Origin of the sequence: Sphingobacterium lumbrici (assembly GCF_006476045.1) — a bacterium.
In the GTDB taxonomy this organism is placed as follows: Bacteria; Bacteroidota; Bacteroidia; order Sphingobacteriales; family Sphingobacteriaceae; genus Sphingobacterium; species Sphingobacterium lumbrici.
The window spans coordinates 1-21518 of the sequence record NZ_SRZY01000008.1; the positions used below are offsets into that span (position 1 = coordinate 1).

Here is a 21518-nt window from a genome sequence, read left to right on the forward strand (position 1 = left end):
TTTCAGTGGCTAAAACATACCCTACAAAATATCATGTCGATCAACCATAAAAAATTAAAGGATCTCTATCCGCAGAACTATAAGAAAAGTATCGAGCAATCAAATATGTAGTTCATCGGGCGCATACATTCAATCCAATAAACGAAAATGAATTTGAAATAATATTAGATTACAAAAAAATTGATCGCCTTATAAAATCGATAGCAGAATTTGCATATCAAGTATTTAAAATACTATCAATTGAGAGAGGTTTTGAATGGAAAATGATATATTTGATCGAGTACCTGATTAACAGAAGACGTTAGCTTATCCGAAGGACCAAATACCCCTCCTCTATAAGTATTCCTTTTCAACAATTCCATAGAAGGTGTTTTGATTTCAATCAATGCAGCATTGCCCCCTATAGCGTTCTTAACCAAAAAATCTGTAATTTTATCTCCCTTACCACTAAAATTTCGGCCTCCAACTGTAGCCTGCCCTTGAACCATCATGATTGGGACACCAAAGATCATATTTAGGATAAAAGGATTTTGCTCAAATAACTTTTGCCATTGAGCTTCCGTAGTACTAACATTTAACATGTTAACATAGTTATCGATTAATTGTTCTAGCGATACTAACTCAATCTCATTTCGAAGCTTATTTAATTCAAGAGGTTGCTCTCTGAGTATCTTAGTACCGTTTCTACGAATTACATCCATAGCATCTTTTTGCTCTCTTTTATTAGCACCATCAAAAAGGAATTTTCTTGCAGATCCAATCTGTTTTGTTATTTCTTTGGACATGTTTTGATAAGTACTTTCGTGCTCTCCATTCATAGATTGAACGATCCAACTTCCCACAGATTCACGTTTTAAATTGTAAGACAACCGCTGAACCCTTTTTGTAAGACTGTCAATCCCGTTGCATATTTCATTCAAATCAACTCGGTTAATTATCGCTGTATGTTTCGAGATATCGAAAGCTGTTTTTTCAGAATATACAATGGTTAATTCGTTAATTTCAAAGTCCTCAAGGGATTTTACAATTGATCGATAATTCTTCTTAAATCCTAAACCAAAATTATAATTTTTTAAAAAAGAATTAGGCAACACTTCATCCAAAAAATCATACAGATCAATGGAGTCATAGTCCGACAATTCGTTCTCTTTTAATTCAAAATTGATAGTTTTCAATTTCAAGTAACGATTTTTCATTGGTTCAACTCCCCATACCTGATAAGGATAAAGCTTTAGAAGTTTATTTCCTCTGTCTATTGTTATGATCGCACGTTTCCAATCCCCTCTGCGATCGCTTAAAACAGCTTCTTTAGGCGGTGTAAAAAAAATACTCTCTGAGTCATCTGATTTACTTATTTCTTTAGAAACTTCTCCTGGAAGATCTCTTTCTTCAAAGGAGTATGGCTTTTCTAAATTGCTACTCATATTACATCTTTTATCAAGTATAAGTGTTGTTTATTTCAAAACTATCCTTTGCGCCTTATCATCATATCGGTACTTGACAATCTCCCCAGACACAAACAAATCTACCGCCTGTTCGATCACATCGACAGGAGCCACAAACCATTCCCTGGGCCTAGTTTTAAAGCCATTCTTATCCGCCACTTCCAGATCCAAACACACAGCTGCAAAAAAAGTATGCATCAACTGCTCAAACTTATACGCATCAAGATTATAACAAGCCACCCTAGAAATTAAATGCACGTCAGCCATAAGATAAGTCGCCTCATCCCGCGCATTTTTAATACGATCCTCCACACTATTACGTGCCACACCGATTTTATACAAGTTCTTAATCCCACGGATTACCGGATCAGTAGACTTAGACCTCAGCACATAAATAAATCCAGACTCTTGGTCACTCTCGTTGACCAAATGCGTATTTCTCATTAAAACTTCACTATCCGTACGTTTCGAGTGTGATATAGCGGATCCCTCTCCATAAAGCATTTTCTCAACCGATCGCAAGTACATATTAGATTCCGTCCCATTCTCAAAAATACAGCGCGTACGGCCGTCAAATCGGACTCGCGTTCCATCTTCCTTATAATGATCCGCTCGGGTCACCTCAATACTTTCCAGAAGGAAAATAACACCCTTGTGAATATAGAAAGTACCTGCTTGCAGCGTACCTGCTTTAAATTCAACATACTTCCGATCACCAGATTTCAGTTCCGCATGAACAGTCTTAAACATAGGCTCATAACGATCAAAATCCTTACATCGTTTTCTTCTCGCTACAAAATCCGTTTTCTCTCGATCCTTATCCAGCTGAGGCAAATTAGACGTATCAAATATCTGTAGCTGCTCTTCTTCGATACCCCCTAAAAGATTAAAAGGATCAGCATTCAACAAATCATCAAAAGATGTAACCTGCATCGAAGTAAAATCCAGCTCATCAATAACCTCAGCAGGCTCTTCAGGAACAGTTTCCATAAGCTCCACAACAGGCAACAAGCCGAATTCATCAAATGCACTAAGCGCAGAAATCTTCCCCGGATCTTCGACAAATCCCTGCAGTCGAGCAGCCAACATCCGTTCTTTGAAACCATTATCCCGTTCCGGAGATCTACCATGCTCAGAGACAAAATCATTAATATCCTGAAATGATTGAAGTAAACGTTCCTCTTCAGTAATCCGGCGCATCTCCGGTTTAATCTCCAGTAGGTTAAACGCATCATCGGCAAAGATATCTTCTAAACTGTGGTAAACTTTCTTATCCATTTTGACTCACTGATTTACGTTTTTTATCACGTATATACAATAACACCTCCGCATAGCGCTGTTCCTTCAGATCAGTAGAATGCACATCAGGTTCCCGTCCTTGTTCTTTTACAAATGCCAATATAGAAGGCCAGGTTAATAGTGCTTCTTCCTCTGTAATCTTAATCTTTGAGGCCAGCAGCACATCTTGGATAGCTTTCAAAACAGGAACTGTGACAGATTTAGACAATATTTCAAAAGCCCGCTGAAACGGGTTAATAGTATCGATCAAGTCTATAGAGATTTCTTCAATATTTATAAACTGATTTGCCAAAGTAATAAACTTCTGATCACCCACCTCCGATATTGTTCCTGTTTTTACAGCCGAATCTGTCACCACATATTGACGAACCGCTTCCAGCTCTTCTTCTTCCAAATCCGGGTACCGCATTTTGATTACTTTAGGGATAAGCACCTTGTTGATCACTTCCGGGTCTATGGTACTTGACAAAGCCTTCGTAACATCCTTATCCTGCAATATAGCAGCCTTCAGATCATTGATATCCTCTTCGACGATATCTTTTACGCGCTTAGAGACAAGCCCCTTAAATCCTTTGATCTTAATGGTACCAGGCTCTTCAATATCTTTTTCATCACGCTTAGGCTTGAAGTTAAAGTTCGGCGCCAACACCTGTTCCATTAACAGCGAAGCAGTAATAGCTTTCAGCATATTGTTTACAGCAATAACCACATCGTCACTCTTGGCATCCGGCTGAGCCAATAGATTGGTAAACTGCGCATGTGTCTTATTTGCACTATCCCGAGTTGCACGACCAATGATCTGCACGATCTCGGTCAGCGAACCTCTATAACCAACCGTCAGTGCATGTTCACAATAGGGCCAGTCAAATCCTTCCTTGGCCATACCTAGTGCGATGATTAGATCCATATCATCTTCCGATCGGATATCACGTAGATAGCCCACCGTTTTTTCTCGTTGCTTAGCATCGTCATTCACTAGGTCCGCTACTTTCAGCAGCTTTCCATCTTCACGCCTTCGCACGGTGATGATTCCGGTATCTGGATCCACGCTTTCTACATCACCAATCATATCTAGTATACGATCTACCTCTTCATATTTATCCTTGGTCGATTCACCCGAATTAACATTAGGAATATGCAGAATAGTTTTTTTATCCGTATCCAACACTTCATTGATGGCGGTATAATATCTCCCTTGATAGAAATGATAACCAATTCCCAAAGACTTCAGATGTTTATAGCCATTCAGCTGCTGATAGTAGTTATAGGTCACTTTCGCAAACTTCGCCTCGTCTTCAGGAGCTAATACAGGGATTGAGTCACCTCTAAAATAAGAACCTGTCATCGCCACCAGGTGTACCGTAGAATTATTAATAAGACTGCGCAATACCGAACCTAAAATATTACTTCCATCTGCAGACACGTGATGAAACTCATCAATGGCCAATAAACAATCGTTGAAATCCGAATCTTCTAAAGCTTCATAGGCAAATCGCAAAGTTGCATGTGTACAGATCAGAATTTTCTCATCACTACGCATGAAATTTACAAAAGCATCTACTTTAGTTTTGCTGCCATCCAAGCCAGGTGTACATAGATTATACAATTCGTTAGGTTCCCAATTTGCGAAAAACCCATACTTCATCAGATCGGTTCGTGCAAAAGAACTACCAATAGAGCGTTCCGGAACAGCTACAATCACTTTCTTGATCCCTTGATTGACCAACTTATCCAGTGCAATAAACATCAAAGCACGTGACTTACCAGAAGCTGGTGGAGCTTTAATTAATAGCAATTGATTGTTACGCGCCTGAAATGCCTTTTGCTGCATCTCACGCATCCCTATCGTGTCCGATGCTGTTGAAGCCCCCGTTTGTCCGTATGTTACTTGAATAATATTCTCCATTCTTATAATTGGTTTATTATTCACAGAGGGACATTGATGTCCCTCTGTGAAGACTGCATGTTAAAGCAAGGCATTAAATATCTTTAATTTCAATGATTCCGAATAGTCACTCTCATAAACTATAGAATCGATGATTTCATGTAGTAAATCTCTATCAATCTTATTATCGGCCACATGAACAGCTATATTTTCCATTTGAACCATAAAATGACTGACTTTATAATCCAGTCCATTCAGCTCGAAAAAATAGGCCGTAAGTGCGATCGAAGCTCTTTTATTTCCATCCTGAAAGCAGTGATTTTTATTAATCGAGTAAAACAAATGACAGGCCTTATCAATAAAGCTTTCATAGTAAAAATCATTTTGTAGATGTTCCAAAGTACTAGCCAGCAACCCCTCATTTATGATGCCATGGAGTCCACCGGATTTATCGATAATATCGTCATGTACACTAATGGCGTGTGCAACGTCAAAATATTGTGTTCCCATCCGCTAGCGATCTTTTAGACGTTTGAAAACCTCAATATTCTCATCAATCTGTTCCTGGAGACTTTTACTTTGCTCACCTAAAAACGTCTGATAGTCATTCGGCGAAATGCTATCGATATAGCTTTCCAGTTTCTTATGCACCACATCACGAAATCCATAATCCCGCGAAGCCATCTTGACACGTGCATCCTCCAGCTGGGGTTCCCAATGTCTCCTGGTTACAAATCGATGAATAAGGGCATTCAGTTCTGTAGGTTCTAGCTGCCGGCCTATGCGGTCATATTCCTCTTTCATTTCATCCGCTATACCAATTTCAAACGACGCAATAAGCTTCAATACTTCAGCATACATCGTCTCTCTTGCATTATCCTTTTCATCAAGCTGCAGCAGCTCTTTATATTCGCTGGCCTGCTCCTTAAATATCGCTTGGTAAATAGCGTCTGTATAGAACTTGTACTTCGCATTACCCATATTCAGGTACCGGCTCAGTGCACTCGTGAACTCCTTCCTGTATTTCGGCTCTTTTACGATAGCCAACAGATATTCATCATCACGCTGGTTGATGTACTTCACAGATCCCCCCAGTTTTTGATTCACCAGGTCTAGCACCACATCAAGAATAGCACTGCGAATTGATTTGGCACGCTCGCTGTCGACAAGTATCATCGCGAGATTTAGAAAGGCACGGAAATTAAACAAAGACAGCTTATTCACCTTGCTTAATTTCTGTTTATCAGTCAATTCCTTACTGATAGGGACATCCATGTCCCTATCAGAACCAAGATCCATTTCTTGATAGATCAAGTGACCGAATAATTCTTTGAATTGTTTCAATTTAACGCCACGCAATACACAGTAGCCATTATGCTCCAGTTCCTGCAAATGATTTTCTACATAGCGTTTTATGGTCCGATCGGACACATCAAAGAAGTCGGCCAATTGCGTCGTCGTAAACCGATATTGCCCATCATAGAGCATGCCTGTAATACCCAAAAACTCCTGGATACTATCCAGCGCTTCGGGATTATTTAATATATTCTGCCTATCAACAGGCGATGTAGTCAAGTCAGCTGCCATACTTTATTTCTTTTTTTCTGCTGCAATCATTTTCTCATACAATTTAAACAAATGCTCTAACCTTTCCTCATCCGAATCGAAAGGTTTCGCGCGGTAACAAGACTCTACAGCCAAATCATTTAATCGATGAGCTTCTCGCAAATCATCCGGCATCTTATCCGGATCATAAAGCTGCGCTAATGTTTTCTCTGAGTAACGCTCTCTTATCTCCAAAATTTGATAAGCGTATTCCTCCAATTCTTTTTCTTTCTCTTTACTGATTTTTGGAAAAGGGAAGGTGTTGTATGATAATACAGGTGAGTATCTAATATCTTTCTTAAAATACCCTGATGTTGATCTAACCCAAAGATTATTCATCTTTGATGTAAGCATTCCAAAATGCCATACTTCTCCACCATAAATCACTTGTGCAAGATTAGTAACAACTGTTCCTGCTTGAAGAATATCAATTGGAATATATTCTCTTTTTTCGGCAGATAATCCAGGGACAATGATAGAATCACTTGCTTTATACCTAACTTCTCCAAATCTATATGGAACAGAAGCTAATTTTCTGGTTGCAGCGCGACTACTATTTAACCTGAATTTTTTTACAGCATCTACTTTTTCCTTAATAAAATCATACTTTATTGCATTCGGTAAAATACTTTCATCCAGCCACAGGCAATATCTATTTATTTTATAAAACAGTTCTTTTGCTCCTAAAGACTTTCTAAAATAAATCTGTAAATCTTTTGAGAGGCCTTTGTAATCAGAATCTTCTAGAAAAAACAAACCATTATCATTAGCCATACTTCCATTACACATTTCTGGAAAAACGCTTAAGATGTTTTTTCTTTTTGAGACTATAGTTTCAGAACCTAATGCTAAGTAAGGATTTATGTTTTTCGACTCATGAATATTCACTCTTTTTTCATTAGTTACATATAGAGTCTTAATTGACTCCCTTCTCAATTGTAAACCAACAATTATAACAGCTACTCCTGCATTTTTTCTTGCGTTATTCTTCCACATAAAAGATGTATACGCAAACAATATCTCAATACCATTTTTATAAATGTTTGTCCATAGAGGTTCCACTTGTTCACCTTGACAAATTGAACTTGTCGATACGAATGCTGCTTTAATAAATTTAGTGGAAATATATTTTGAAGTTAAAAAGAACCAACAAGAAATAAAATCCAAATTTCCGACATTAGTAACTCCTTTAAAACAAAAGTTCAAATCTGACTTTTGTTCATCTGTTTGTTCTTTTTTACCTCTGTAAGGTGGATTTCCTAAAATATAAATCTCATCCCCATCTTCTTTCGGGCAAACTTCTTCCCAATTAATACGGCAAGCATTAGCACGAACGATCTTACCCGAATCTTTTAGCGGCAATGCCGGTCTAGAATGTCCAAACTCTTTTCTAAAAGTTTGGTTCATCTGATGTTCTGCCAACCATAAAGACAATCGAGCGATCTCATGAGCAAAGTCATCAATCTCAATCCCAAAAAAGTTATTTAAGCTAATTAGTGAGTTGAAGGACACAAAATCCAAAGTACCTGTCCCCTTATTTCCTTTAAGCTCCGTCAAATCGTTGAGTATTTGAATCTCTAATTCACGAAGCTTTTTATAAGCAATTATCAAAAAGTTACCAGATCCACAAGCGGGGTCAAATATCTTGATATTGGAGATCCGCTGTATCAAAGCATTCAATTGCTTTACATTGCCCTTGGCCTTTTGATATTCTTCCACCAATTCGTCCAAGAATAAAGGATTGATAACCTTCATAATATTAGGAACCGAAGTATAATGCATCCCCAATCCACCGCGCTTATCCGTCGTGACTACAGCCTGGATCATAGATCCAAAGATGTCCGGATTAATAGCCGACCAATCCAACTGGCCACATTCCAGAATTAAGTTTCGCGATTTAACAGACAACACTGGAATAGGGTACACCTCACGGAAGAGCCCACCATTTACATAAGGAAACTTGTGCAAGTACTGCTTTTCATTGGTACGGTCAGCATCGCCCGTGTTCAGAATCAAGAAAAGATCTCGAAGATATTCCTGTGTATCACTAGCGTCAGCTTTGGTATTACTCGTAATAGCAGCAGTAAACAATTTATCCTCAAAAATCCCCGTATCTTCAGCAAAATAGCAGAACAACAACCGTGACAAGAAAACATTCAGCTGATGAATCTCATCTTCAGTAGAAAACTGATTATCCAGGTTAATCTGATCATAAAGCTTAGCCATCTTCTCCGCGGCCTTAACATCAGCAGGGTTTTCCGACAGATACTGAGCCTTCTCGATACCAGCAAAGGGCAAGAAGAAATCGAAGTGCTTATCCAATTCAGCTACCTTACAATCCAAAGTATCCTTAGTCAACAAATCCACAGCCAACAACGTCTCCAGATCCGTCACCATCACAAAACGAGGTTGCGACTTTTTCAACCGCACATCATTTCGAAGTTCCTGGACCAACTCCAGCAGATTAGTGCTCGCAGCGACCTGTCTATAAAGAAGCTTTTTCTTCCAAACAAGCTCCCCATCGGCTTCGCCAAGATTTATCTTCCCCGACTGAAGACGAGCGACAGTAGCCTTCGGAGTACCAAACGCCAACAAAAAATTATATATAAAAGTATCAGAATCAATAGAAGCAATCAGCCCCTTAATATTATCCTCTATTTGAGCAATGGTCATATTCTTATAACAACACGGTTAATTAACTAGTCAAAATATTCTGTAGGTCTATTTCTAACCGAAATATTTCTGCACGAAAAATCCTAACCAAAATACTGCAAAACTCCAAATTCCACTTAAAATCCAATTATTCGAAATAATCTCCTTTATTCCTGAAATAGATAATCCATAAATTGTTCTTTGGTTTACTTTCACTTTTAAGCTATTACTATCAATTTTCTCTAGAATACTTTCAATAATACTAACCTTATTCAGGGTAGACTTATGAAGAGCAAGATAGTTTCTATTTTCAAAAGCTTCAGCCTCATTTTTACCACTCAAAGCATCTCTGCAGGAAATTCCATTCCTTTGGCACAAACTCAGTAATTTACCTCTATCTCCATGATCTTCATAATCATACGTATATATTTTAGTTAAGATTCTAGGCAAATCAAATCTATTTTCAATATCAATTTCTAACGGAATGCCGCAAAGAATTCGAAATCTATTTGAAATGGCTTCAAACCCAAAATTAGTATCACGCATATTCCAATGAATCCATTTAAATTTAAGCCTTTCTCTAGCAAAACGGTAAAACTCATCAAGCATATCATATTCTAATTTATCGTAATCAGTATCAGATAAATTATTAAAATCGATTTGATTAATTTGAGCCTGAATATGAATTGAAAATGAAATAGTTTGTCCTGTCTGTAAATTACGAATTGAGATAGATGTTATGCGAGGACTTCTCCCATGTAAATTCACAAAAGACTCGCAAGAGTAGTGTATAATCAGGGTTTTCTCCTTATTGTCAAGAGATCTTCCTAATTCTTTTAACCCTTCATTACGTTGCTTTAATCTTTTAGATTGGATAAAACTCATTGGATACTAAATAATTTTCATAACTAATTTCAATGATTCCTTTTTATACGACTCATTATCTACTACTTTAAGTACTTTATCTGCCAACCACGCAATCAACAATTCTCGTTCAGAAACTTTGAAAATTGAACCTATTTTCACTAGGTCTTCTTTCCTAAATGCGCGGTCACCACGTTCCATCTTACTCAACAAGGCAGTATCCATATCCAATTGAGCAGCAAGCTGTCGAAGCAAAACATTGTTCGCTTCCCGCAACTCTCGGATTTTCTCTCCAATCATAATCTTTTGCTTTGAAATTTGACTTGACAATTATTGGCTAATATATGGATTTTTGCCTATATTGAGAAGCAATGAATAGACAGCATTTTTTTAGCAGATTTGCATCCAATTGGAAAGAAACGTTCAAAAAACACGGTATAACAATTAATGCAGGAGATTTTACGCTTCCTGATGAATTATACCTATGTCCAATTTCTCTAAATTTATACTCAATTGAGAGCCTTAAAAATAAAGAACTAACAATAGAACATGTCCCGCCCAAAAGCCTTGGAGGAAAAGAATTGGTCCTCGTAGCTAAAGAAGTTAATAATACAGATGGACATACTTCAGACAAAGACCTACTTCTATTTTTTCAAACGAAAAACTTCTTAGAACATGGTAAAGTTCTAAATGCAAAAATAAGTGCTGAGAGTTTAGAGATGAAAGGTATCACAACAGGATTTTCATTACAAAGATTACAAGCTTCAGAAGTTAATAAGATGAATATAAAATTCATGACTTCACAGCATAACGTCAAAGTCATGGAATTTAAAGGTTTATTTGATAATTGGAATGGACTATCTTTTAAAGTTTCTGGACAAATGTCTACCAAACTTAAAGTTAAAACTATACTAAAATGTGCGTACCTAACCGCATTTTCACGAATTGGATACGACTTGCTATATGATAGATCAGGTTATAAATCAAACACCTATGGTGTTATTTTGGATATTTTGAATAACCGTAAAAATGAGCAAGACTTTCCATTTGTATGTCTGGCAGGACACGCGCCATTAGAAAATACTGATTTAGGTGTCATCAATACACCTTTAAATTTGCAAGCTTTGGTTGTGAATTTGAGTTTTAAATTAGATGACCAACTTCACAAATACGTTGTTTTTCTTCCTCACCCTGAATCTACTGACCTTGAAAACTTGAAAAGCATTAAAACAATATCGGGTGATGTAAAGTTCAACATAAGTTCAATTACTTATAAGATCTAACGATGCCAATTAAAACAGCATTTCATTTGAACTGAATTTTCGCAATATAATTACATTCTGTGGAAGAATAAGCTTCCGTTTTTTTAATCTCATCCTTCCATGATTGTTAAGGCCAAGAAACTAGTATTCAAAAATGACCCAATGGTCCGTTTTTGAAGTGTACCAAACCTGAAATATTGTTACTATCTTTGTAATAGTAATAAAAGTATGATTGCTTACTATCATCGCTTTGTTGAATGGTGTTGGATACTGTCCATCTTGGGTTAATTTTTTACTGAATATAGTGACGGGGATACAGTTGGGAGTACAGATTATAGAAATAAAGAAATTGTGGATTATGATAAGAAAAGGATGTGATATGATTTATTCAAAACTAAACAGAAGAATGTGGAACCTGGGTGGACGTAAAACTACACATTCAAAAAGCGTGAGAACTATTATATAGAGCATAGGTTCCACTCACCAGAAAATTACCATATCAACATATTAAAAGGGCTGTAAAAGCCCTTTTTTATTGGATTAAAATCCAATAAAAACATTTGATGATCAAAACTTTATTTTCAAAAATCTCTGCACCTTCGTGTAAAAAGGAAAAAAGGCATTTCTTATCCTCCCTCAGTAAAGAATGCTAAAATTAAAGCGTTCAGAGCACAGTTTAGAGGATTAAAAGATGTCAAATTCGTCTTATATATATTAGTTAATATTTTTGCATAAACACAACTTTTGAGCATGATCCAGAATGACTTCAATCCTATTGGCCATTTGAAAAAAGTGATAATTCTTCAAAAGTTATCCCAACTTAACAATAGTAAAATTTATACAAATTGTCCGAAATATGCACGAAAAAAAAACAGAAAAAGCCACTGATTATCAGTGGCTTCTGTCGGGGTGGCAGGATTCGAACCTACGACCTCCACATCCCAAATGTGGCGCGATACCGGGCTACGCTACACCCCGAAAAGGTATCACCTTTAAAGTGATGCAAATATAAGAAGCTTTTTCCAAACTATCAACATCTATATCAAACTTAAATTACAACTACCTGATTTTTTGAAAGATATTTTAACACGAGGGCAACCTCACCTAAATTCTAATAGTTTTTAAAACGAGTCAAAACAACATTATTCTTTGCTCATCACAAAGAAACCTGTTCACAACAATGTATTCTATAATATAAGATGTTTTAAAATTTAGCTATATTTAGCAGTTATTTATCCCTTTTCTAAAATTCTATGAAGATTAAATTTGCCACAATCAATATAACGGTACTGTTCATACTCATCTCCTGTCAAAATGATAACAGGAATAATACCAACACAAATTCTGAAAATACAGATACGACCTCTATCTCGAACGACTATACGCTTACTAAAGTGGATCAATTTGAGGACTATCTACTTGCATTAGACACGACAGATATTAATGGCATTACAAAAGCCACAAATAAGTTCGTGGAAATTTTCTCAAAAGATGATAGCATTCAAAATGACGAGGGCATATTAAAGTTTTTAACTTATCATGAAAAAGTCGAATTGAATAGAAATGAAAGAACAACAGATGACCGCAAAAATTACACAAAATCCTACCCTGCATATATAGCGCAAACTTTTTATGAATATGCTTCTCCGACAATGGAAATATACCTAAGACAATTAGCAAAAGAAAATTCAGAAGGCTTTGCAGATGATGAGGCTATCGGTATTCCCTTCGAAACATTCGTACAGCGCACTATCTGGTGGGAAGATTTCAGCCAGTCCGTTACCAGCAAAAGTCTCCAAGCCGAAGCCTATAAACAATATAAAACGTATTTATTATTTTTAACGATTGGGATGAGCAATACGCCAGCGATAAATCACGAAAACAAAGTAGAGGAATACTTCATCAATGCGTATGCCTACCTAGAAGAAGTGTACCCGACTTCTGAAACATATATAACACTTAAAGCCTATATTGAACTGATTAAAAGAAACAAAATACCAGAAGCGAAAGAAATGTCTCTTAAAATAATAAAAAAACAATAGCTCTTGTCATGTATGTTTCTACTACAAATAGGAGACAAATGGAATCAATTCGAAGATATAACTGCCCTCTTTGTCCCAATCAAACACCTTGAGATAACGAAGCTCGGACGGCTTTTTTACAGATACCTCTATATACTCTAATCAAAATTAAAACACTGAATTGACAGATAGTAGTTTATTATTTCCGATATTTACATCACTAAAATGCTTGGGCTATGAAAGATATTGACAGTTTGGATGACATCAAAATGCTCGTTGACACATTCTACACGAATATTCGACACGACGATATACTTGGAATTATTTTCAATCAAAACATTCAAGACCGTTGGCCTCAGCACCTCGATAAAATGTATCGATTTTGGCAAACTGTACTATTGGGAGAATACACCTATGACGGCCGCCCTTTTCCACCACATGCACATTTACCCATTGGCGAGGTGCATTTTAACCAGTGGCTTAGTCTTTTCAATAGCACCATAGATCGTCTCTTTTTGGGACCTAAAGCAGACGAAGCTAAATGGCGAGCAAAAAAAATGGCGACTATGTTTCAACACAAATTAGCATACATCCAAAACAATCCCGACAAACCAATATTACTGTAAGCAGAATTTTTATTTTTGTAAAATGGCGAGAGAATTGCGAAGGCCTGCTAACGTTGTCGATTTACACGCTGATACATTCCTATCAGATTGGGAAGACTATGACGCGGATGAACTACTCGCAGAATCCTTAGAATTATTACGGGAGACATTAGATGCGGCCATCTATTGGGAATATACTGAAATCCGATTTATCCATGGGAAGGGAAAAGGGACACTTCGACGAGAAATTTATAACGAATTGGAATCTTATAAAAGATCAGGTGCTATAGCATCCTATCATCCTTCCTATCAAAACGACGATATCGTTGTTGTTCATATTGGATTATAGACTCCCTAGATAACGAATTCTCTACGGAGTCTATAATTCAATAACGACACACATTTATTTATATTAAGGAGTTATCGTGCCGGTGTAATACTTATTTTACGGAATTCGATAGGACCGTGATCCCCTTGCAAATAGATCGAACCCGGCTCCCCTTCCTTACTATCTAACGCACCACCTGTAATACCCGGTATCTCTTGATTGCTGATAATAGTTTTACCGTTCGATACAATAGTCACCAGTCTTCCTATCAATGTTATCTCATAAGTCTGCCACTCATTAGGACCTAAAGTAGCCATTTCATTAGGCGCAAGAAATCCATAAACGCCCCCAAAGTAAAGAGACCCCGGATGCTTATCTTTCGGCGAGTCTTCAATTTGCACTTCATACCGTCCACGAAGATAAATTCCTGAATTACTTCCTTCCGGATAACGAAACTCTACGTTCAGTTTAAAGTCGTCAAACTTTTGTGTTGTTATTAAATTCGCGCCTGCTTTTAGATTTGTCAACACGCCTTCTTTTACTACCCACTGATTATCATCCGTCGATGCCGTCCATCCTGTTAAATCCGTTCCGTTAAACAATTCAACAGACTCTCCCCAAACAGGCGCATTTGTACGCACCAAATAAGGTGCTCTAGCACCCGTGAAATTATATTTCTCGCCTTTGTTTGTCGTAACTGTACCACTTAAATTTGCACCATCCAATCTTCCTTCGATCACAAAATCGCCTTCGCCTCCTTCCCATTGCGGGGGAATAGCAAAAGAAAACTGACCGTCTACTAATTTTATATGAGAAATAGGCCTGCTGCTGCCACTATCACCGACATAAGAACCTACCAATGTGTTAAAACCGGACAGTTTAACCTCTAACCAAGATGGAACTTCCTTTCCATTTTGGTCTACCGTCAAATCCCAGCGACCAATTAAGTCTTTAGACTCTTCAGGAATGGTTTGCGACGCAGGATTATGTATTTCTTCAGCTTCTTGTCGATTAGAAGAATTCGTATCACATGAAATCACACTTAGCGTTAACAGACACAGCAATGTACCATAGCCTACATATTTTTTGAGCATATCGTTTTTTTTTAATTAAATAATAAACTTACCTACCTCATCGAGGAGGATGAATCAATTTAATGACGCATTTACAAATTTATCATTTTCGGCGACTTTTATATTAGGATTGAGTTGTTTTTTTATAACTATATAGATCTCATACGTAGGAAGAAAGCTTATGAACTTGTTTATCATTTAATCTGTCCAATTTGAAATTCGAGCAAGGTTAATTCGTCCGCCTGCTGATTGATAAAAGCATTGTCTCTCAACTTACCCACCACTTTCTCCATCTCTTCTTGCGAATCGTACACCATTTTACGAAACTGGTTTTCATAATCTTTGGATCTTGATTTCAAAATCTCTTCGTTGATCCACTTTTTAGTCTCCAGTGCACTCTGAATTAAGGTGTTAATAAAAGCTCTGTCCCATTTATCGGTTGAAAGATTTTCCAATTCAGCATAAGAAGCTATAGCATGCTTCAATTTTTCTAACGGATAACTCGCACTTAATTTGTGATAATAATCATGGATTTCCTCCCAAGAATTGTACTGACAGGATTTGATATTTTCCAATAGAAGATCCAAATCCTTCTTTAGTACCAATTGACTACCTAAGTTTACAAACTCTTCCCGCTTGGAATCTGACAAATGCACCAATAAATCTTCCAGCTGTTCAATTGAATTTTCAGAAAGATACTCGATAAGCATCATACCCGCATAATAAGCAATCATCCGCTTATAAACCAAATAACTTTCTTTAGCCTTTGCTACCACTACCTTTCTTTTTGAGGCTTCTGCATTATCCAACAGGATTTCGTGTTGAAAGCGTACCGCTGGATCAGTTAGATGTTCCTTTCCTTTTTTCTCGAAAAATTGGCCCGCCTCATGTGACTCTTGTATAAGAGATTTCCCTACTGCATATTCTAGTTCTTTAAGCGCTGAGAACATTTCGTTCACTGTATCAGGAGCCAAAATATCATATTCTAAATACTGATTTTTCAATTGACGCTTATCCCGATTCAAAAACTTACTCGTATTGCGCATTAACGCATACATGTTATACAGAAACCAGTACCCCGGTACGATGACAACTTGATTATTAGCTACATCATGGCTCACCAAAGAAAATGGCATCCTGATATCTAATTCATGCAAAAAGTCCCCTTTTACGATTAACGTATAGGAAGCAAACCTGGAATTATGCTTTAGGCTAACACACAACCCTGGCCAAAAACCTCTTCCGGCAATAATCTCTCCGTCAGCTCCTCTTGAATTGTGATTTGATCCCACGGTAGCTCCCGCCGCCATATTACTCTGCCCTTTCACCAAGGATGCACACAGAAAAGAATTGTTATGATGTTGTTCATGGGCGGGGAATAATAACGAATTAAGCACTTCACAGCAGGAGATAGTAGAATTGTCGCCCAAGAAAGAGTTAATCAGCCGCGCACCGTATTTTAGTTGTGAAAATGAAGAAAGAATAAAACGGACAGCTTTCACACCGTAAAAAACCCGGCAGCCATAACCTATTATCCCGTTTACTAGTTCACACCCCTCTCCTATCTGCGTATAAGCACCTTCAATCGAATTGATCGTTAAATTCTTAAGCTTATTGACACCTTTAATATAGGCATGACTACCAATTTTCACATCTTTAATGATATTGGAATTTTTGATTACCGTGCGATTCCCAATCGTGCTATAGAATCCCCTTTTCTTGCTAAATTGGTTTTCAGTAATTTCTAAAAAACGTTGTTGTAAAACATCGTCCCCTCTAAATCGAGTGCAAAGATAAGCATCAGCAGCCTGCATGCCCTCAAAAGGAATTACTGAACGACCTCCATTTTCATTACATAATTCTAAAACAATGCGTTGGCTCTCCGATTCTCCATCTTTTACTATGCCATTACCAAATTTAGCAGTAGGACTAGTCTCCATTTCATTGACAGAAGATAGCATCACCTCATTTCCAAGTATGAAATGGGATAAGTAACGAGCGTGATGAATAGCAACATCATTACCAATATCGCTACTAATAATCTGGCTATTATATATTCCAACCGGCAACTTTAGATCTCTAAATTCGACAAAAGAAGGAGACATATTACCGATACGAACCAATCCGTAAAATTTTGAATTTTGAATTTGTTCGGGAATAAATTGGCCTGTAACACGTACATCACTCCAATTTGGAGAATAGTTTCCATTGTGATGAAGAAGATCTATTTCAGCAGCAGTAAGATGACGATACTCCTGTGAGTTAAACTGACATTCAAATCGTCGCGTATACTCATCTTCCCCCTCTCGTAGATATTCACGATTTACAAAATCATAACCCAAACTTGTTAAGTTACTTTTCTTAAACATCCCCATCCTATTATTCTACGGTTACAGATTTCGCTAGGTTACGCGGTTTATCGACATCTAAATCTCTCTCTATACCAATATAATAAGCAAGCAACTGCATAGGAATTACAGATAACAATGGTGCAATGATCTCATCCGCGGCCGGAACAATCATGGTATCCTCCGCCAATTCCAATGTTGTCATATCGCCCAATGATGCTACAGCAATCAAACGGCCTTTACGCGCTTTGATTTCCTGCATATTACTTACTATTTTCTCATGATATGTATCCTTTGTTGCTATAAATACAACAGGCAAACTCGAATCTACTAAAGCAATAGGCCCATGTTTCATTTCGGCGGCTGGGTAACCTTCGGCATGGATATAAGAAATCTCCTTCAATTTCAGCGCCCCTTCTAATGCAATAGGAAAATTATACCCTCTACCTAAATATAAAAAATCATTCGCATCCTTATACTTTATTGCTATGGTTTTAATATTTTCCAATTCGTTTTCTAAAATCCATTGTACTTTCTCAGGCACGGCATTCAGTTCATGGAGTAAGTGCACATATCTTTCTTCCGAAATCGTATTTTTAAGTTTTGCTAATTTAAGTGCAAACAATTGCAATACGGCTAGCTGAGCCGTAAAAGCTTTGGTACTCGCTACACCTATTTCAGGTCCGGCATGTGTATAGGCTCCTGCATCTGAAATCCGGGCGATTGATGATCCCACCACGTTGACAAGTCCAAAGATAGTCGCACCTTGCTTCTTCGCATTTTCCAAAGCGACCAGTGTATCCGCGGTTTCCCCACTCTGTGAAATCGCAATAATAACATCTTCTGAAGTAATAATTGGATTTCGGTACCTAAACTCAGAAGCGTATTCCACTTCAACATTTACCCTGCACAATTCCTCGATAATATATTCTGCCAGTAAGCCGGCATGCCAGCTCGTACCACAGGCTACTATAATGATACGACGGGCCGCCATCAGCTTATCCTTAATATTATCCAATCCACTAAGTGCAATGGTATTGTGTTCCACATCCAATCGACCTCGAAACGAATCATAAATAGTTTGTGGTTGCTCAAAGATTTCCTTTAGCATAAAATGATCATACCCTCCCTTTTCGATAGCGGCCAGATCAAGGTCTAACTTTTGAACAAAAGGAGTTACACGCTCATTACCCAAATTTTTAAGAATTAATTCATCTGGTTTAACAATCGCCAGCTCATAATCATTGATGTACACGACTTCTTTGGTGTATGCTAACATTGGAGAAGCGTCAGATCCTAAAAAATGCTCATGATCACCAATACCTATAACTAAGGGAGAACCCTTACGCGCGGCAATAATGGTATCTGGAAGATCTTTATCAATCAAAAGAATTACATAGGCACCGGTTACCCGTTTTAATGCGATTCTTACCGCTTCTTCCAGTGTACAATTGTTATTGAGTTTAATATCTTCAATGAAGTTGACAAGGACTTCAGAATCCGTATCACTTTTAAATTCGTAGCCTTTTTTAATTAATTCTATTTTCAGCGAAGCATAATTTTCGATGATACCATTATGGATCATCGCAATATTTTCTGACTTAGAATAATGCGGATGCGCATTTCGATCACTCGGCTCACCATGTGTCGCCCACCTCGTATGCCCTATGCCTACTGTAGAGACTACATTTTGATTTTCAACAAACTCTTCCAGAGCGGCGACCTTACCCTCTTTCTTAAAAACATTTATTTTGTGAGCCGACCATAATGCAACACCCGCGCTATCGTAACCTCTATATTCTAACTTTTTTAAGCCATCGACGATTATAGGATAAGCTTGCTTGCTACCTACGTAGCCTACTATTCCACACATAGATTCAATTTAATTTTAATTAATAGGAGGATCAAATATATGTAAAAAATTAAATACACAATCGATTGATCTGTTAATTATTCATAAATATCCCACCTATAATCATCTTGATTCTACATCCCGATATAGCCTGACATAAAAATAATTTGCACTTAATTTTGAAAATACATATCTTTAAACAACCGTAATTTTATTTATTAACCCTTATTATAATTAACCACTCATGCTCCGCGTGCTTGTTTTAACAATTTTATTTAGTACTATTTCCATAAGCTTCGCGCAAGACTTTTCATTTGGAAAAATTAGTATAACCGATTTTCAAAAAAATGAGATCGATTCTGCTGCAAAGGCAGTAGTTCTGAGAGAATATGGAAAAGGAGGTATCGAACTCTCGCACCAAGGTGAACTCATGTTACGATATTATTACCATACAAAAATTCAGATTTTAAAAAATGACGGACTTGATAAAGCTAATTTTTCGATTCCTCTTTACAGATCTGGGACACAGAAAGAAAACATAGAGTCAATAAAAGGTGTTACCTATAATATTGTAAATGGAAAAATAGAAGAAACGGATCTACCCAAAAGTAGCATCATTACCGAAAAAACATCAGACAATTTAAATACTTCGAAAATTGCGTTCACCAATGTCCGGGAGGGATCTATTATCGAACTTAGATATAGCGTACAGTCGCCTTTCCTATACAACTTAGAATCATGGAGTTTCCAATCTGATATCCCAAAAATATACTCCGAATTTGTAACAGAAATACCGGAAATATGTGTCTATAATGTTAACTTAAAAGGTGGCAACGGCTTAACGAGAAGAAAACAAGAAGCCTATGATACGAAGATGGAATCTTCAGTGGGAGTAATCAACGGCCAGAAAACATATTACATTATGGAAAATGTTCCGGCTTTTGTTGAAGAAGATTATATGACATCAGCCGAAAACTACAAATCTATCCTGACATTTGAATTGGCGAGATACAGTATCCCATTTGGTCCTTCGCATAACTTCTCCAGATCTTGGGATGATGTACAAAAACAACTCTTAGAATCAGATAATTTTGGTAAGGAAATACGCAAAAGAAATATTTTTAAATCCGACCTATTAGCACAAATAACAGATAAAACCCTTTCAGATTTAGAGAATGCTATCAAAGTCTACACCTATATACAAAAGCAGATTATCTGGGATAAATCCAATGGAATGTTTACTAAAAACGGTATAAAAGATGCATTGGAAAAACGCTCTGGAAACGTTGCCGACATCAATCTAAGCTTGGTAAATGCGCTGCAAGCTATTAATATACAAGCGTCTCCAGTAATTCTGTCTACCAGAAGCAATGGGATGCCTTCGTTTACACATCCTACAATTAGCAATTACAATTATGTTATTGCACATGCTCTAATTGATAGTGTAGAATATCTTCTTGATGCCACCGATGCTAACCTGCCATTTGGCCTGATCCCGCTCCGTTGTATTAATTTCCAAGGTAGATTAATCAGTAAAGATTATTCAGATTGGGTACAACTAAAATCCAGCTATACTTCATCCATTTCTCATATATTCAATGGGGAACTTTCCGAAGAAGGCAAGCTTAAAGGTGGCTTTCAAATCCACCGATACGGATATGCTGCCCTCAACAAAAGAAACGAGCTTAAAGAATATAACTCATTAGAAGAATACTTCGAAAAATTAGAAGAAAAAACAGAACACATCCGGTTTTTGTCAAACGCTATGGAAAATATAGATAAATCAGATTTATTTCTGATTGAAAATTTTGAAATCGAAGTGGATAATTTTGCTACACAAAGCCAGACGGGAATAAACTTCAATCCACTTTTTATCGGTAAAACGATCAAGAATCCCTTTAATTTAGACAGTAGAAGTTATCCGGTTGACTTAGGTTCAAAATTAGAGGAGAGTTTTCAATTCGTGATCAAATTACCGGAATCCTATAAATTAGTCGAAAAACCGACAAATGTCAATATGAGCTTGCCCAATAGAGATGCCCGCTATATTTACAATATTAATGCGAAAGATAATACTTTGGAAATACAGATACTTTCGCAACTTAACAAACCGATGTTTTTGCCAGACGAATATCTTTCTCTCAAAGAGTTCTTTTCAAGGATTATACAATCACAAAAGCTGGATATTAGTCTTCAAAAGATTTGATGGGCCATTTCTTATCCAGTCAGATCATTTTACAACAGAAAAGCCGCATCGAGCGGCTTTTCTGTTGTAAAAG

The 21518-nt window shown here is 37.1% G+C and carries 16 protein-coding genes and 1 tRNA gene; 5 read left to right on the plus strand and 12 right to left on the minus strand.

What is annotated here, in order from left to right; genetic code table 11:
* Positions 1-236: 236 nt before the first annotated feature.
* The 8 genes from E4F24_RS01655 to E4F24_RS01690 are packed head-to-tail and all read right to left on the minus strand — an operon-like array spanning position 237 to position 10050.
* Positions 237-1424 carry a Shedu anti-phage system protein SduA domain-containing protein gene (locus E4F24_RS01655; protein ID WP_140936866.1) on the minus strand — a complete coding sequence of 396 codons (1188 nt, stop codon included), beginning with the start codon at positions 1422-1424 and terminating at the stop codon, positions 237-239.
* Between the two features lie 30 nt (positions 1425-1454).
* The gene (locus tag E4F24_RS01660) at positions 1455-2723 is read right to left on the minus strand and encodes a GIY-YIG nuclease family protein (protein WP_140936867.1); all 1269 of its coding nucleotides are present in this window, start codon (positions 2721-2723) and stop codon (positions 1455-1457) included.
* A complete protein-coding gene (locus E4F24_RS01665; RefSeq protein ID WP_140936868.1) occupies positions 2716-4650 on the minus strand; it encodes a DEAD/DEAH box helicase in 1935 nt (644 codons plus the stop codon). Before E4F24_RS01665 ends, E4F24_RS01660 begins: the two co-directional genes overlap by 8 nt.
* Positions 4651-4710: 60 nt before the next feature.
* Positions 4711-5139: a type II toxin-antitoxin system death-on-curing family toxin gene (locus E4F24_RS01670; RefSeq protein ID WP_140936869.1), complete on the minus strand. Its 429-nt coding sequence runs from the start codon at positions 5137-5139 to the stop codon at positions 4711-4713.
* A gap of 3 nt (positions 5140-5142) precedes the next feature.
* Positions 5143-6216 (minus strand): DNA-binding protein, encoded by a 1074-nt coding sequence (locus tag E4F24_RS01675; RefSeq protein ID WP_140936870.1) that lies wholly within the window; start codon positions 6214-6216, stop codon positions 5143-5145.
* A gap of 3 nt (positions 6217-6219) precedes the next feature.
* On the minus strand, positions 6220-8907 hold the full coding sequence (locus E4F24_RS01680; protein ID WP_140936871.1) for a class I SAM-dependent DNA methyltransferase: 2688 nt from the start codon (positions 8905-8907) through the stop codon (positions 6220-6222).
* 54 nt (positions 8908-8961) lie between these two features.
* Positions 8962-9771 carry a hypothetical protein gene (locus tag E4F24_RS01685; RefSeq protein ID WP_140936872.1) on the minus strand — a complete coding sequence of 270 codons (810 nt, stop codon included), beginning with the start codon at positions 9769-9771 and terminating at the stop codon, positions 8962-8964.
* 6 nt (positions 9772-9777) lie between these two features.
* Entirely contained in the window at positions 9778-10050 is a 273-nt protein-coding gene (locus E4F24_RS01690; RefSeq protein ID WP_140936873.1) for a helix-turn-helix domain-containing protein, read from the minus strand.
* A 71-nt stretch (positions 10051-10121) separates the two neighbouring features.
* Here E4F24_RS01690 and E4F24_RS01695 point away from each other — a divergent pair, with 71 nt between their 5' ends.
* Positions 10122-11033, plus strand: coding sequence for an HNH endonuclease (locus E4F24_RS01695; protein WP_140936874.1), 912 nt, complete (start codon positions 10122-10124; stop codon positions 11031-11033).
* An 883-nt stretch (positions 11034-11916) separates the two neighbouring features.
* On the opposite strand, the gene E4F24_RS01705 is transcribed toward E4F24_RS01695, so the two are convergent.
* Positions 11917-11990: transfer RNA gene (locus E4F24_RS01705), tRNA-Pro, on the minus strand.
* Positions 11991-12265: 275 nt separating this feature from the next.
* Between E4F24_RS01705 and E4F24_RS01710 the strand changes: the two genes are divergently transcribed.
* The 3 genes from E4F24_RS01710 to E4F24_RS01720 all read left to right on the plus strand — a co-directional run bounded on the left by E4F24_RS01710 (position 12266) and on the right by E4F24_RS01720 (position 13987).
* The gene (locus E4F24_RS01710) at positions 12266-13054 is read left to right on the plus strand and encodes a hypothetical protein (protein ID WP_140936875.1); all 789 of its coding nucleotides are present in this window, start codon (positions 12266-12268) and stop codon (positions 13052-13054) included.
* Between the two features lie 215 nt (positions 13055-13269).
* Positions 13270-13659 (plus strand): group III truncated hemoglobin, encoded by a 390-nt coding sequence (locus E4F24_RS01715; protein ID WP_140936876.1) that lies wholly within the window; start codon positions 13270-13272, stop codon positions 13657-13659.
* A 22-nt stretch (positions 13660-13681) separates the two neighbouring features.
* Positions 13682-13987, plus strand: a complete 306-nt coding sequence (locus E4F24_RS01720) for a Smr/MutS family protein (protein ID WP_140936877.1) — start codon at positions 13682-13684, stop codon at positions 13985-13987.
* 71 nt (positions 13988-14058) lie between these two features.
* Here the strand turns inward: E4F24_RS01720 and E4F24_RS01725 are convergent, their stop codons facing one another.
* From E4F24_RS01725 to glmS, 3 genes are all read right to left on the minus strand, one after another.
* Positions 14059-15060, minus strand: a complete 1002-nt coding sequence (locus E4F24_RS01725) for a 3-keto-disaccharide hydrolase (RefSeq protein ID WP_140936878.1) — start codon at positions 15058-15060, stop codon at positions 14059-14061.
* 173 nt (positions 15061-15233) lie between these two features.
* Positions 15234-17408, minus strand: a complete 2175-nt coding sequence (locus E4F24_RS01730) for a DUF4954 family protein (RefSeq protein ID WP_235891133.1) — start codon at positions 17406-17408, stop codon at positions 15234-15236.
* 10 nt (positions 17409-17418) lie between these two features.
* Positions 17419-19260 (minus strand): glutamine--fructose-6-phosphate transaminase (isomerizing), encoded by a 1842-nt coding sequence (gene glmS / locus E4F24_RS01735; protein WP_140936880.1) that lies wholly within the window; start codon positions 19258-19260, stop codon positions 17419-17421.
* A gap of 223 nt (positions 19261-19483) precedes the next feature.
* Between glmS and E4F24_RS01740 the strand changes: the two genes are divergently transcribed.
* Positions 19484-21445 (plus strand): DUF3857 domain-containing protein, encoded by a 1962-nt coding sequence (locus tag E4F24_RS01740; RefSeq protein WP_140936881.1) that lies wholly within the window; start codon positions 19484-19486, stop codon positions 21443-21445.
* The last annotated feature ends 73 nt before the right edge of the window (positions 21446-21518 follow it).

Bases quoted from the DNA above. Each gene is read 5' to 3' on its own strand.
- E4F24_RS01655 (WP_140936866.1), bottom strand. From the start codon at position 1,424: ATGAGTAGCAATTTAGAAAAGCCATACTCCTTTGAAGAAAGAGATCTT.
- E4F24_RS01660 (WP_140936867.1), bottom strand. From the start codon at position 2,723: ATGGATAAGAAAGTTTACCACAGTTTAGAAGATATCTTTGCCGATGAT.
- E4F24_RS01665 (WP_140936868.1), bottom strand. From the start codon at position 4,650: ATGGAGAATATTATTCAAGTAACATACGGACAAACGGGGGCTTCAACA.
- E4F24_RS01670 (WP_140936869.1), bottom strand. From the start codon at position 5,139: ATGGGAACACAATATTTTGACGTTGCACACGCCATTAGTGTACATGAC.
- E4F24_RS01675 (WP_140936870.1), bottom strand. From the start codon at position 6,216: ATGGCAGCTGACTTGACTACATCGCCTGTTGATAGGCAGAATATATTA.
- E4F24_RS01680 (WP_140936871.1), bottom strand. From the start codon at position 8,907: ATGACCATTGCTCAAATAGAGGATAATATTAAGGGGCTGATTGCTTCT.
- E4F24_RS01685 (WP_140936872.1), bottom strand. From the start codon at position 9,771: ATGAGTTTTATCCAATCTAAAAGATTAAAGCAACGTAATGAAGGGTTA.
- E4F24_RS01690 (WP_140936873.1), bottom strand. From the start codon at position 10,050: ATGATTGGAGAGAAAATCCGAGAGTTGCGGGAAGCGAACAATGTTTTG.
- E4F24_RS01695 (WP_140936874.1), top strand. From the start codon at position 10,122: ATGAATAGACAGCATTTTTTTAGCAGATTTGCATCCAATTGGAAAGAA.
- E4F24_RS01710 (WP_140936875.1), top strand. From the start codon at position 12,266: ATGAAGATTAAATTTGCCACAATCAATATAACGGTACTGTTCATACTC.
- E4F24_RS01715 (WP_140936876.1), top strand. From the start codon at position 13,270: ATGAAAGATATTGACAGTTTGGATGACATCAAAATGCTCGTTGACACA.
- E4F24_RS01720 (WP_140936877.1), top strand. From the start codon at position 13,682: ATGGCGAGAGAATTGCGAAGGCCTGCTAACGTTGTCGATTTACACGCT.
- E4F24_RS01725 (WP_140936878.1), bottom strand. From the start codon at position 15,060: ATGCTCAAAAAATATGTAGGCTATGGTACATTGCTGTGTCTGTTAACG.
- E4F24_RS01730 (WP_235891133.1), bottom strand. From the start codon at position 17,408: ATGTTTAAGAAAAGTAACTTAACAAGTTTGGGTTATGATTTTGTAAAT.
- glmS (WP_140936880.1), bottom strand. From the start codon at position 19,260: ATGTGTGGAATAGTAGGCTACGTAGGTAGCAAGCAAGCTTATCCTATA.
- E4F24_RS01740 (WP_140936881.1), top strand. From the start codon at position 19,484: ATGCTCCGCGTGCTTGTTTTAACAATTTTATTTAGTACTATTTCCATA.